The organism is Pseudomonas migulae (assembly GCF_024169315.1).
In the GTDB taxonomy this organism is placed as follows: domain Bacteria; phylum Pseudomonadota; class Gammaproteobacteria; order Pseudomonadales; family Pseudomonadaceae; genus Aquipseudomonas; species Aquipseudomonas migulae_B.
Genome location: NZ_JALJWR010000001.1, coordinates 60,192 through 72,953, shown reverse-complemented (window position 1 = coordinate 72,953; position 12,762 = coordinate 60,192). Strand labels below are relative to the sequence as shown.

8 protein-coding genes are annotated in these 12,762 nt (G+C 59.8%); 5 read left to right on the top strand and 3 right to left on the bottom strand.

The features are described 5' to 3' along the window. The first annotated feature begins 67 nt into the window (after window positions 1-67). Window positions 68-979 (top strand): LysR family transcriptional regulator, encoded by a 912-nt coding sequence (locus J2Y86_RS00355; protein WP_253427228.1) that lies wholly within the window; start codon window positions 68-70, stop codon window positions 977-979. A gap of 27 nt (window positions 980-1,006) precedes the next feature. On the opposite strand, the gene J2Y86_RS00350 is transcribed toward J2Y86_RS00355, so the two are convergent. The 3 genes from J2Y86_RS00350 to J2Y86_RS00340 all read right to left on the bottom strand — a co-directional run bounded on the left by J2Y86_RS00350 (window position 1,007) and on the right by J2Y86_RS00340 (window position 9,094). Beyond that, the gene (locus J2Y86_RS00350) at window positions 1,007-6,871 is read right to left on the bottom strand and encodes a calcium-binding protein (RefSeq protein ID WP_253427226.1); all 5,865 of its coding nucleotides are present in this window, start codon (window positions 6,869-6,871) and stop codon (window positions 1,007-1,009) included. A gap of 275 nt (window positions 6,872-7,146) precedes the next feature. Continuing rightward, on the bottom strand, window positions 7,147-8,046 hold the full coding sequence (locus tag J2Y86_RS00345; RefSeq protein WP_253427223.1) for a polysaccharide deacetylase family protein: 900 nt from the start codon (window positions 8,044-8,046) through the stop codon (window positions 7,147-7,149). Window positions 8,047-8,146: 100 nt separating this feature from the next. Continuing rightward, on the bottom strand, window positions 8,147-9,094 hold the full coding sequence (locus J2Y86_RS00340) for an ABC transporter substrate-binding protein (RefSeq protein WP_253427221.1): 948 nt from the start codon (window positions 9,092-9,094) through the stop codon (window positions 8,147-8,149). Between the two features lie 300 nt (window positions 9,095-9,394). Here J2Y86_RS00340 and J2Y86_RS00335 point away from each other — a divergent pair, with 300 nt between their 5' ends. The 4 genes from J2Y86_RS00335 (at window position 9,395) to J2Y86_RS00320 (ending at window position 12,725) form a co-directional block, all read left to right on the top strand. After that, complete coding sequence (locus tag J2Y86_RS00335) at window positions 9,395-10,381, top strand: aliphatic sulfonate ABC transporter substrate-binding protein (protein WP_253427220.1); 987 nt, start codon at window positions 9,395-9,397, stop codon at window positions 10,379-10,381. 62 nt (window positions 10,382-10,443) lie between these two features. Next, window positions 10,444-11,286, top strand: a complete 843-nt coding sequence (locus J2Y86_RS00330) for an ABC transporter permease (protein ID WP_253427219.1) — start codon at window positions 10,444-10,446, stop codon at window positions 11,284-11,286. Window positions 11,287-11,289: 3 nt separating this feature from the next. Next, complete coding sequence (locus tag J2Y86_RS00325) at window positions 11,290-12,003, top strand: ABC transporter ATP-binding protein (protein ID WP_253427218.1); 714 nt, start codon at window positions 11,290-11,292, stop codon at window positions 12,001-12,003. 41 nt (window positions 12,004-12,044) lie between these two features. Continuing rightward, window positions 12,045-12,725 (top strand): SOS response-associated peptidase, encoded by a 681-nt coding sequence (locus tag J2Y86_RS00320; protein WP_253427217.1) that lies wholly within the window; start codon window positions 12,045-12,047, stop codon window positions 12,723-12,725. Window positions 12,726-12,762 lie beyond the last annotated feature (37 nt).

The window sequence follows — 12,762 nt, the reverse complement described above, 5'->3', positions numbered from 1 at the left end:
AGCCAATATAGAATTGGTCTGACTTGATACCTTAAAGGTATGAAACTGATTTATTAGCGGAGGCCCCATGGAACTGCGTCACCTGCGGTATTTTCAGGTGTTGGCTCAAACCCTCAACTTCACCCGCGCCGCTGAATTGCTGCACATCGCCCAGCCACCGCTGAGCCGGCAGATTCAGCAGCTGGAAGACGAACTCGGGGTGTTACTGCTGGAGCGCGGGCGGCCGCTGAAGCTGACCGACGCCGGGCGGTTCTTCCATGAGCATTCCACCGCCCTGCTCGAGCAACTGGGCAAGGTCTGCGACAACACGCGACGAATTGGTCTGGGTGAAAAAACCTGGCTGGGCATCGGTTTTGCGCCGTCGACACTCTATGGCGTGCTGCCAGAACTGATCCGCCGTTTGCGCAGCGGTGAACCTCTTGAGCTTGAACTGGGGCTCTCGGAAATGACCACACTGCAACAGGTGCAGGCGCTCAAGGCCGGACGGATCGACATCGGTTTCGGACGGATCCGCATCGACGACCCGGCCATCATCCAGACTGTTTTGACCGAAGACCGCCTGGTCGCCGCCCTGCCCGCCGGCCATCCCTTGCTGGCCGGGCCGATCAGCCTCCGCGACCTGGCGAAGGAACCCTTCGTTTTGTACCCCGGCAACCCGCGCCCGAGCTACGCCGACCATGTGATTGCCTTGTTCGAATCCTATGGCGTGAGCATCCATGTGGCGCAATGGACCAACGAGCTGCAAACGGCGATTGGCCTGGTAGGTGCAGGAATCGGGGTCACGCTGGTGCCGGCCTCGGTGCAATTACTGCACCGTGACGACATCGGTTTCACGCCGCTGCTGGAAGACAACGCAACTTCGCCTATCATCCTTAGCCGGCGCGTGGGTGATGTCTCGCCGGGGTTGAATCATTGTTTGCGGATGATTGATGAGCTGTTGCCGCAAGCGGTCTCAAGCAACCCGGGGCGAGCACTGTAGGCTCGCCCCGGATCATGGCACTGCGATTTAGCCGATTTCGATATCGGACTGCGTCAAACTGGTAACCCCGGTGAGCTGGATCGCGAAGTCAGCCTCGGCCCCCAGATCCGTTGTCCCGTACAGCACACCGTCAATCAACTTCAGTTGCCCGACATCGGTGAAGGCCGTATTGCTGTCGAGCAGCTGGAAACTCCCCAACCCTGACAGATCAATATGATCGATACCGGATTTGAAGTCGGTGATGATGTCCCAAGTCGCACTGGTCTTGCCCAATTGAGTCGGGTCGTCGAACTTGAACGTGTCACTGCCTAATCCCCCGGTAAAGACGTTCTGCGACGTATTGCCGGTCAGCACGTTGTCCAGGGCGTTGCCGACCAGGTTGAGCTTGACGCCAGCGATGGTATTGCTGAGGTCCAGGTTCTCCAGATTGGCGCCCAGGGTGATGGTGGCCACCTTGGTGCTGACAACCCCGCCGAAAACGAAAACAGTGTCGTTACCCTCGTTAGCCGACTCGACCAGTTTGTCTTCCAACGCATTGGTGCTGGTCAGGTCGACATTGTATTGGTCGTTGCCCGCGCCCCCCACCAATGTATCAACCCCCTCCCAGCCATCGAGTTTGTTGTCGCCACTGTTGCCGGTGATGATGTTGGCCAGTGTGTTGCCGTCACCATTGATGTTGCCGGTTCCCGTCAATGTGAGGTTCTCGACGCCGTTCTCATCCAGGTTGAAGGTGATGCTGGACAGGACGGTATCCACCCCGGAGCTGTCGGAGATCTGGTCACCGATGTTATCGACGATGTAGGTGTCGTTGCCGGCGCCACCGATCATCAAATCGGCGCCCACTCCACCATCGATGCGGTTGTTGGCCGCGTTACCTGTGAGGATATTGTCCAGGTCATTACCGGTCAGGTTGAACGCTACGGCGTTGACCAGCGTCGCATTCTCCACGTTGGCGCTCAGGGTGTAGGTACCCCCTGCGGCGGCAATGGCGACCTTGACCAGATCAGTACCCTCGTCTGCGTTTTCCGTCACGCTGTCGCTCAGGTTGTCGACCGTGTAGGTATCGTCGCCCAGCCCGCCGATCAGGATATCAACGCCCAGCCCGCCAATGAGTATGTCGTTGCCTGCACCGCCTGTGAGCGTATCGTTGCCGGCACCGCCGTCGAGGGTATTGTTCGCGCTGTTGCCGATCAGTTCGTTGTTCAGCGCGTTGCCCTTCAGGTTGAGCAGCGTGTTGCCGGTCAGGCTCGCATCGAGATTTTCCAGATTCGCGCCCAGGGTCAGCAGGGTGAAAGTCGCCAGTGCCGCACCGCCCTGCAGGCGCACGGTATCGATCCCCTCGCTGGCGTTTTCAGTCAGGGTATCTTCCAACTGGTTCTTGGCGTTCAAATCGACCAGATACAGGTCATCACCCTTGCCACCCTTGAGGATGTCGACTCCCAGACCACCGTAAAGCTGGTTGTTGCCGGTGTTGCCGATCAGCGTATTGCTAAGGGCGTTACCCGTCGCATTGATATTGGCACTGCCAATCAGGGTCAGGTTTTCAACATTGTTGGTCAGGGTATAGTTGACCGTCGACTGGACCAGATCGGTACCCTCGTTGGCCAGTTCCTGCACGATGTCGCCGGCCCCCACAATGTAGGTGTCATTGCCCTTGCCGCCGGTCAGCAGGTTGGCGGCACTGTTTTGCGAGCCGTCCAGGATGTTGGCTAACGTGTTGCCCGTGGCACTGACGACGGCGCTGCCGGTCAGCGTGATGTTTTCCAGGGTCAGCTTGTCGGCCAGAGTGAAATCAAGGCCGGTTTCCACCGTGTCAATGCCGGCGGTATCGGTGATTTTGTCGCTGACGTTATCGACCACGTAGGTATCGTTGCCCGCCCCGCCCTGCATATCGTCAGCACCCAAGCCACCATCAATGCGGTTGGCAGCCGCGTTACCCATCAGGATGTTGGCCAGCGCATTACCGGTCACATTGAAGGCCACCGTGTTGGTCAGCCGGGCGTTTTCCACGTTGTCGCTCAAGGTGTAAAGCCCACCTGCCGCAGCGATAGCGATATTGGCCTGGTCGATCCCTTCATCGGCCAGCTCTTCGATTTCGTCACCCACGTTATCGACCACGTATGTGTCGTTGCCCTCACTACCCGCCATGAAATCGGCACCGGCCCCGCCGTCGATAAGGTTGGCAACGTCATTGCCTACCAATGAGTTGTCGCCAGCACCGCCTTTCAGGTTGAGCTTGACCCCAATCGCCTGCGAAGCGTCAATGTTCTCGACGTTCGCCACGAGCCCCAGGGTGACGGTCGTGGCGAGACTTGAATTACCTCCGTAGACCAGCAGCCAGTCATCGCCCTCGTTGGCCTTTTCAATGACTTTGTCGACGATGGTATTGGTCTGGCTCAGCTCAACCCCGTAACCGTCATCGCCCTTGCCTCCTTGCACGGTGTCAACACCACCTGCACCCACTATCAGGTTGCTGCCATCGTTACCGGTGATGATGTTGGCCAGACTGTTGCCAAAACCGTCGGTGTCGGCGCTCCCCAACAGCGTGAGGTTTTCAACGTTGTTGCCTAACGTGTAACTCAACTCGGTCTTGACCAGATCGATACCACCGTTCAAGCCTTCGATCACCGAGTCGCCAGCACCGACGATGTAGGTGTCGTTGCCGGCCAGGCCGGTCAGCACGTTGGCGGCGCTGTTTTGCGAACCGTCGAGGACGTTGGCTATCGCGTTACCCGTGGCGTTGACCGCGGCATTGCCGGTCAGCGTGATGTTTTCCAGGGTCGGCTTGTCGAGCAGGGTGTACTCGAGGGTGGTTTCCACGGTGTCGATACCGGCGGTATCGGTGATTTTGTCAGCAACATTATCCACCACATAGGTGTCGTTACCCGCGCCACCGTTCATCGTGTCGGCGCCCGCACCGCCATCGATGCGGTTGGCCGCCGCGTTACCGGTCAGGGTGTTGGCCAGTTCATTCCCGGTCAGGTTGAAGGCCACGGTGTTGGTCAGTGTGGCATTTTCCAGGTTCGCTCCCAGCGCGTAGGTGCTGCCCGCCGTAGCGATGGCTACGTTGACGGTGTCGGTCCCGGCGTCGGCCTCCTCGGTGACGGTGTCACCGACGTTGTCGACGACATACGTATCGTCACCCAGGCCACCGATCAGGGTATCGGCGCCCAGCCCGCCATTGAGGGTGTTTTTGCCGGCATTGCCCTGGATGATGTTGGCAGAAGCGTTGCCGGTGAGGTTCAGCGACAGCGTGCCGGTGTCGCGGGCATCCACGTTCTCCAGATTGGCGTCCAGCACCAGTGTGGTGACCGTGGCGTTGCTGATCGCACTGGCCAGCGTCAGGGTGTCGATGCCTTCGCCGGCCTTCTCGATCACCTTGTCTTCCAACTGGTTGGTGGCCGTCAGATCGACCACATACTGGTCATTGCCCTTGCCACCGATCAGCGTATCCACGCCCTCGACACCGTCGAGTTTATTGTTGCCGTCGTTACCGGTGATGATGTTGGCCAGGTCATTGCCTTTGCCATTGATGTTGTCACCGCCGATGAGCGTGAGGTTCTCGACGTTGTCATCCAGCAAGTAGGTCTGGTCGGTCTTGACCAGATCGATACCACCGTTCAATCCTTCGATCACCGAGTCGCCAGCACCGACGATGTAGGTGTCGTTGCCGGCCAGGCCGGTCAGCACGTTGGCGGCGCTGTTTTGCGAACCGTCGAGGACGTTGGCTATCGCGTTACCCGTGGCGTTGACCGCGGCATTGCCGGTCAGCGTGATGTTTTCCAGGGTCGGCTTGTCGAGCAGGGTGTACTCGAGGGTGGTTTCCACGGTATCGATACCGGCGGTATCGGTGATTTTGTCAGCAACATTATCCACCGCATAGGTGTCGTTACCCGCGCCACCGTTCATCGTGTCGGCGCCCGCACCGCCATCGATGCGGTTGGCCGCCGCGTTACCGGTCAGGGTGTTGGCCAGCTCATTCCCGGTCAGGTTGAAGGCCACGGTGTTGGTCAGCGTGGCATTTTCCAGGTTCGCTCCCAGCGCGTAGGTGCTGCCCGCCGTAGCGATGGCTACGTTGACGGTGTCGGTCCCGGCGTCGGCCTCCTCGGTGACGGTGTCACCGACGTTGTCGACGACATACGTATCGTCACCCAGGCCACCGATCAGGGTATCGGCGCCCAGCCCGCCATTGAGGGTGTTTTTGCCGGCATTGCCCTGGATGATGTTGGCAGAAGCGTTGCCGGTGAGGTTCAGCGACAGCGTGCCGGTGTCGCGGGCATCCACGTTCTCCAGATTGGCGTCCAGCACCAGTGTGGTGACCGTGGCGTTGCTGATCGCACTGGCCAGCGTCAGGGTGTCGATGCCTTCGCCGGCCTTCTCGATCACCTTGTCTTCCAACTGGTTGGTGGCCGTCAGATCGACCACATACTGGTCATTGCCCTTGCCACCGATCAGCGTATCCACGCCCTCGACACCGTCGAGTTTATTGTTGCCGTCGTTACCGGTGATGATGTTGGCCAGGTCATTGCCTTTGCCATTGATGTTGTCACTGCCGATGAGCGTGAGGTTCTCGACGTTGTCATCCAGCAAGTAGGTAAGAGCCGACTTGACGAGATCGATGCCACCGTTCAAGCCTTCGACCACTGTGTCATCCGCGTCGACGATATAAGTGTCGTTGCCGAGCCCGCCTTGCAGAGTGTCGGCACCTGCGCCACCGTCCAGCACGTTGGCGGCAGCATTACCGATCAGCACGTTATTGAACGAGTTGCCGGTGAGGTTGAACGCAACGGTATTGACCAGCGTGCCGTTCTCAAGGTTGCCACCCAGCACGTAAGTGCCGCCGGCCGTTGCGATGGCGACCTTGACGGTATCGGTTCCCTGATCGACCCCTTCGTTGATCACGTCAGCGAAGCTGTCGACAATATAGGTGTCGTCACCTGCCCCACCGCTCAGCGTGTCGGCGCCAGCACCACCGTCGAGAATGTTGGCTGCGTCGTTACCGATGATGTTGTTAGCCAGCGCATTGCCCGTAATGTTGATCTGCACACCACTGTTGCTGAAACTGGCGTCGGCTTCTTCAAGGTTCGCGGCCATGGTGATGTTGACCGGCCCCAGGCTGGAATCCCCACCCCAGATCTCGACAAAATCGTAACCTTCACCCGCTTTCTCGATAATGACGTCGACCACTTTGTTGTCGTCGGTCAACTCGATGACATAACCATCGTCACCTATGCCGCCCTGATAGGTGTCCGAACCGCCGAAGCCGTCAAAAAAGTTATTGCCGGTATTGCCGATCATCAGGTTATCAAGGGCATTGCCCTTGGCCTTGACGTTGCCGGTGCCAGTAAAAGTCAGGTTTTCAATATTGTCCCCGAGCCGGATAGTGACCGACGATTTGACGGTATCGATTCCCCCCGCCGCACCCACGCCGGTTTCACTGACGACATCGCCCAGATTGTCGACAATATAAGCGTCGTTGCCAGCACCACCATCAAGCTTGTCGGCCCCGGCCCTGCCATCGAGCAGGTCGTTGCCGGCGTAACCCAGCAAGGTGTCATCACCCGAACTGCCAGTGATTGTGTCATTGCCACTCAGGATGAAGGCATAGGTCGCCTGGGTATCGCCCGGCGTTTGGGCGAACTCGGCCAGTTGCGCTGCACTTTTGGATATCCCGGTGAGGGTATATATCGGCACTCCGTTTTCCGCGTAGGTACTGCCCGTCACGGTACCGGCGACAACGCCTGGAGAGGGGTAAGTGAAGCTCCCGGTAAAGACTTGCGTATGCACCCCGTCGCTGATGGTCAGCGAATTACTGGTAGCAACGGTGACAACCCAATCCCAATCCTGATCCGCTAGAAAACTGAAGCTGTTCGATAAGGTTAAAGACGCCATGGTTAGTCACCTGATTATCAGTATTTTTTTAGTGGAGGTGTGTTGGAAGGGCTCACTGAAACGACACAAGGCCAGCAGAGAGCCATCATCCGAGCATAGTTGGATCCATCTAAAAAAAAACGTCAGAAGTGACTAATTCCAAACTTTCCCGCCGAGCGGTTAGACCCAGACGGAATAGGGGTCAAACAAGGGTGCGGCAGTGCAGATTCGATTGAAATTTGACGTCAGGCAATCGTCTTTCAACCCCTCCTGAAGGGTGTAGCAGGGACGGTTTTTTAGTGCCTGTCGCCATCCCAGATCCAGTTCCAGATTCCCGGCAGTTTTACCGCCTCAGAGTTGTCGCGAACGGTACGCGCCATGGCCGCTCGTTGCAGCGCTGCAGTGTCGTCATAAAACGCCTTTTCAGCCAGCTTCACCCCAGTAGCCTGGGCACTGTCGAGCAGGATTTGCAGGTACTCCCGGGCATGCCGGGCGGTGTAGCGATTGAGGTCATGGAAGGTCACCACCACCGGGATCACGCCGTCCACGGTGGGCAGCTCGCCCGACGCGATGCGTTCGCGCACTTCCGACAACTGCCGCAGCATGTTGGCCCGCCGCCGGGGACTGGCGTTGAAGCCCCAGATCTTGCCGTCGTTGGCGCTCAGGTCGGTCAACAACACGTGCAAGCCGTGCTTTTGATAGGCCGCGAAGACCCGTTTGTCGTAGTTCCAGAAGGGAGGACGCACCAGGGTCGGCGGCGTGCCGGTGATCGCGGTAATAGCGGCACTGCCCTTGGTCAGCGACTGTTCCAGTTCTTCCGGGCTCAGGGAACGGTGATTGGTGTGCCAGTGGGTGCCCGTGTGGAAACCCAGTATCTGCCCATCGGCGTGTTCACGGCGCATGACCTCGCGGCCAATGTCGCTGTCGCCCGCCCGTGGCGCGCCGGTCTGTACGAAGAACACCGCTTTGAGGTTCGGTTGCACCGGGTTCGTGGCCAGGCTGTCGAGAATCGTCATCGTCGGATTCCAGAAACTCGACGCGCTGGGACCGTCATCGAAGGTCAGCAGAAAACGGATCGGCGGTTGCGCGCGCAGCCGCTGTTCGGTCTGCGCGGTCATTTCGATGGGAGCCGCGATGCAACCCACCAGCCCGACGGCAATGGCGAGTGCGCAGAAAACCTTGAACAGCTGATTCATTGTGTGCCCTGGGCAAGACCGTTGAGCCCGCACACGTGTGCGGGCGCCGGTTGGATCAGGTTACACAGTGTTTGGTTCCGATGCTGCCGTGCATTGTCGGTTACTGGGCCAATGCGTGCTGGAACGAGCTGTCGATGATCGGCGCGGTGGCCAGTGCCGAGGGCAGCGCCTTGACCTTGAACAGGAAGTCCGCCGTGCTCTGCAAATCCTTGGCCGCCTGCGCGTCTACCGGGCCGACGGTCATGTGCGCCTGACGCAACCAGTGGCGCGAAACGTTCTGGTCGAGATTGGCCTTCTTCGCCCACAGATCGGCGTACTCGTCGGTGTGGTTGTCGACCCAGGCCCGAGCCTTTTTCAGGCGCACCAGGAAATCGGCGATGGCTTCGCGCTTGCTGTCGATCGACGGTGTCGAGGCAGCGATGGCACTGAGGCCTGGCATGAGGTTCTTGGCGGTGAGAATCGGTCGGGCGCCGGAGAACAGGATCTGCTGGGAAATGTAGGGTTCCCAGACCGGGAAGGCATCAATGCTGCCCTGTGGCAACGCGGCGGCGGCATCGATCGGCATCAGTTTGATGAAGTCGACGTAGTCCTCTGGCAGATCAGCTTGCTGTAAAGCGCGCAGGGTCAATTGCTGGCTCCAGGCACCGGGCCAGTAGGCGACTTTCTTGCCCTTGAGGTCGGCGATGGTTTTGACCGGCGAATCCTTGGGTACCAGTAAGGCAATGGTGTCCGGGTTCTGCCGCGAGACGCCGATCAGCTTCACCGGCGCCTGTTTGGCGGCGAGGAACAGGAAGCCCGAATCACCCAAAAAGCCTAAATCCAGTGCGCCGGTGTTCAACGCTTCGGCCAGCGGCGCGGCGGCCTGGAAGTGCTTCCAGTCGACGGTATAAGGCGCCCCTTCCAGCACCCCCGACGCCTCCACCGAGGCCCGCACGTTGTAGTAGTTCTGGTCTCCGACGTGCAGGACGACGGGATCGGCGGCGTAGGCCATTGGCGCGGCAAACAGCGCGCTGGTCAACAGACCGCGCACAAATCGGGACAGGTTCATCAGGGGGGCTCCTTGAGAGTGAATGCCATAGACCATAACGCTCTTACAGATAGCTTTTTAAATTCTATTTCTGCATAAGCTCATGACCGTCAGGCAACACTGTTTGCCCAGCAACAGTGACTCGACAGACTGTTTTCCCGGCAACATCCCCGTGGCTTCAGCCCCCCGCGCCAAGCCTTGATCCAGCGCGAAATCGGCAACATGGCACAGAGCCTGCAATATTCCCTTTATGCGGGACTCATTCATAAAAAATGATCTTTTAGAAATAAGACATACCAACGCCTTGCCGGAGCCGATCTCATGAAGTCCACCTTCCGTTTCTCCACCGTCAGGTATCTGCTCAGCGCCTGCGCCCTGGCCTTGAGCCTGCAACCCGCCGCGCAGGCCGCCGAAACGCCACCGGCCGAAGTGCATCTGGATTATGCCTATTACTCACCGGTCAGCCTGGCGCTCAAGCACTTCGGTTTCCTGGAGAAAGCGCTGCCCCAGACCAAAGTCAGTTGGGTGCTCAGCCAGGGCAGTAACCGCTCATTGGAATACCTCAACAGCGGCGGCGTCGACTTCGCGTCCTCCGCCAGCCTCGCCGCGGTGCTCAGCCGCGCCAATGGCAGCCCGATCAAATCGGTTTACGTCTACAGTCGCGCCGAATGGACCGCGCTGGTGGTACGCAAAGACTCTCCCTACAAGACCGTCGCCGACCTGAAAGGCAAGAAGATTGCCGCCACCAAAGGCACCGACCCGTACCTGTTCACCCTGCGCAGCCTGCAACAGGCCGGCCTGAGCAAGGACGATGTGGAACTGGTGCACTTGCAGCACCCGGACGGTCGCACCGCGCTGGAAAAAGGTGACGTTGACGCCTGGGCCGGTCTCGATCCGCACATGGCCGCCAGCCAGGTGCAAGCCGGTTCGCGCCTGCTGTATCGCAACACCAATTTCAACAGTTACGGCGTGGTCAGCGTCACCGACAGCTATGCGAAAGAACACCCGCAGACCATCGAAACCGTCCTGAAGGCGTACGAACAGGCCCGTGAGTGGGCGGTGAAAAATCCTGAAGAGCTGGCGAAATTGCTCGCCGCCGAGTCAGGTCTGCCGCTGGAAGTGGCCAGGCTGCAACTGTCGCGCACCGACCTGAGCAGTCCGCAACTGACCGCCGACGACGTGATCGCCTCCAAGGCCGCCGCGCCGATTCTGGTCTCCGAAGAGCTGGTTCGTCGCGGGGTGAATGTCGATCAGGTGATCGATCAACTGATCGACACCGGCTTCAAAGAGACCGTGGCTCGTCAGTAACAACCGCCAACGGCAAGAGCGAATCCGCGCCCGTCGCGGATTCGTCGTGACTGGAGAATTCCATGACCAGCAAAAGCAAACCCCTGCCCCTCGAATTGCCAACGCCGCGTCGCGCCACGCTTTACTTGAACAACGCCTGGCGCCTGCGCCTCAAGGGACTGGCCTTGCCGGTGCTGATCATCCTGGTGCTGGAATCTGTCGTACGCATCGGCTGGCTACCGTCCTACCAAATGCCGGCGCCCAGCGAAATCGCCCTGACCCTCAGAGACCTCGCTGAGGGCGCGCTGTGGAAACACATCAGCGCCAGCCTGTTGCGGGTGCTACTGGGTTTCGCCATCGGCGCCGGCCTGGCCCTGGTGTTTGCCGCGTGGGTCGGATTGAGTCGCGAAGCCGAAGCCTGGCTGGAGCCGACGTTCGCCGGCCTGCGCTCGATTCCGAGCCTGGCCTGGGTGCCGCTGTTGCTGCTGTGGCTGGGCATCGACGAGACGTCGAAAATCGTCCTGATCGCCATCGGCGCATTCTTCCCGGTGTACCTCAACGGCGTCGCGGCCATTCGCGACATCGACCGCAAACTGGTGGAAGTCGGGCAAATGTATGGTTTCAGCCGGACGCGGCTGGTCCGGCGAATTCTGCTGCCGGCCGCCCTGCCCGGCTTGTTCACCGGGCTGCGCAGCGGCATGAGCCTGGCGTGGATGTTTCTGGTGGCCGCCGAGCTGATCGCCGCGACCAAAGGCCTGGGTTATCTGCTCAGTGACGGTCGGGAAACTTCACGCCCGGACATCGTGCTCGCGGCAATCATCGTGCTGGCGCTGCTGGGTAAACTCAGCGATGGCATTCTCGCGGGCCTGGAGAAACGTTTCCTGGCCTGGCGCGACACGTTCAACGGCCAAAGCGCAGAGGATTGAGCCATGACCGAGCACCTGCTGGACATTCGCGTCGAGCGCAAAACCTTCGCCAGCACCACCGTGCTGCACAATATCCACCTGCAATTGCAGCCCCGGGAAACCGTCAGCCTGTTGGGCCCCAGCGGTTGCGGCAAAAGCACGTTGCTGCGGATCGTCGCCGGACTGGAAAAGGACTTTCAGGGTGAACTCAACAGTAGCGCCGGTGAAGTTGCGTTCGTGTTCCAGGAACCGCGACTGATGCCGTGGCTGACGGTCGAGCAAAACATCGGCTTCAGCGCCGACAACCATTACGACAAGGCCTGGGTGACGCAACTGATCGAGGAAGTCGGCCTGACCGGTTTCGCACACGCCTTGCCCAAGGCGCTTTCCGGCGGCATGGCGCAACGGGTCGCCATCGCCCGCGGCCTCTACTCGCGCCCCGATGTGCTGCTGCTCGACGAACCTTTCAGCGCAGTGGACGCCTTCACCCGGATGAAACTTCAGGACCTGTTGCTGCAACTGGCCGAGCGTCACGCCATCGCCCTGTTGCTGGTCACCCACGATGTCGATGAAGCGCTGTACCTCAGCGACCGGGTGCTGGTCATGGACAATCGCCCCAGCCGCATTCGCCAGGAGCTGGCCGTGCAACTGGCGCATCCCCGCGACCGGCGTGATCCGCTGCTGGCACAACTCAAGGCATTGTCGTTGACCGAGTTGCAGCGGGCCCATGTGATCTGAGGCGCGACTATGCTGAAACCTCTGGCCGGAGGATTCGCTCGATGTGCGGACGACTGTCGCAGTACCGGGGCATTCACGACTTCGTGGCGGTGCTGAGCATTCCCGACGCGCTGATCAACCATGTCGGCGATGAGCCGTTGGCCCGCTACAACGCAGCACCCACCAATCAACTGGCGTTGTTTCATCAGGAGGACGCTGGGCTGGTGGCCGACAAGGTGCGTTGGGGCTGGCGTCCGCACTGGGCGAAGGATCGCGCGGCGCCGATCAATGCGCGAATTGAAAAGGTCGCGCATGGGCCGTTCTTCCGCGCAATCTGGCCACACCGCGCAATCGTGCCGATTGATAACTGGTTCGAATGGGTCGATGCCGGAGATTCGACCCGGCAGCCCTGGCTCATCCGGCGACAGGACCGCGCGCCGATTTTCTGCGCGGCGATTGGCCGATTTCCTACAGGTAATGAGGAACCGCGCGACGACGATGGTTTTGTGATCATCACCGCGGACAGCGCCGGCGGCCTGCTCGACATTCATGACCGCCGGCCGGTGGTGCTCTCACCGGAACTGGCCAGGGAATGGCTCGACCCCGCCACGCCCCTGGAACGTGCCGAACAGATCGCCTTGTGGCAAGGCGAAGGCAGTGAGGTATTCGAGTGGTACAAGGTCGGCAAAGCCATCGGCAACGTCAGAAACCAGGGCGCAGAGCTTATTCAGAAACTGACATGAACTGATCAATACCGATACAAACGCTGGCGTATTTCAC

Excerpts from the sequence above, each read along its gene's own strand:
- J2Y86_RS00355 (WP_253427228.1), top strand. The coding sequence starts at position 68 with ATGGAACTGCGTCACCTGCGGTATTTTCAGGTGTTGGCTCAAACCCTC.
- J2Y86_RS00340 (WP_253427221.1), bottom strand. The coding sequence starts at position 9,094 with ATGAACCTGTCCCGATTTGTGCGCGGTCTGTTGACCAGCGCGCTGTTT.
- J2Y86_RS00320 (WP_253427217.1), top strand. The coding sequence starts at position 12,045 with ATGTGCGGACGACTGTCGCAGTACCGGGGCATTCACGACTTCGTGGCG.
- J2Y86_RS00335 (WP_253427220.1), top strand. The coding sequence starts at position 9,395 with ATGAAGTCCACCTTCCGTTTCTCCACCGTCAGGTATCTGCTCAGCGCC.
- J2Y86_RS00345 (WP_253427223.1), bottom strand. The coding sequence starts at position 8,046 with ATGAATCAGCTGTTCAAGGTTTTCTGCGCACTCGCCATTGCCGTCGGG.
- J2Y86_RS00325 (WP_253427218.1), top strand. The coding sequence starts at position 11,290 with ATGACCGAGCACCTGCTGGACATTCGCGTCGAGCGCAAAACCTTCGCC.
- J2Y86_RS00350 (WP_253427226.1), bottom strand. The coding sequence starts at position 6,871 with ATGGCGTCTTTAACCTTATCGAACAGCTTCAGTTTTCTAGCGGATCAG.
- J2Y86_RS00330 (WP_253427219.1), top strand. The coding sequence starts at position 10,444 with ATGACCAGCAAAAGCAAACCCCTGCCCCTCGAATTGCCAACGCCGCGT.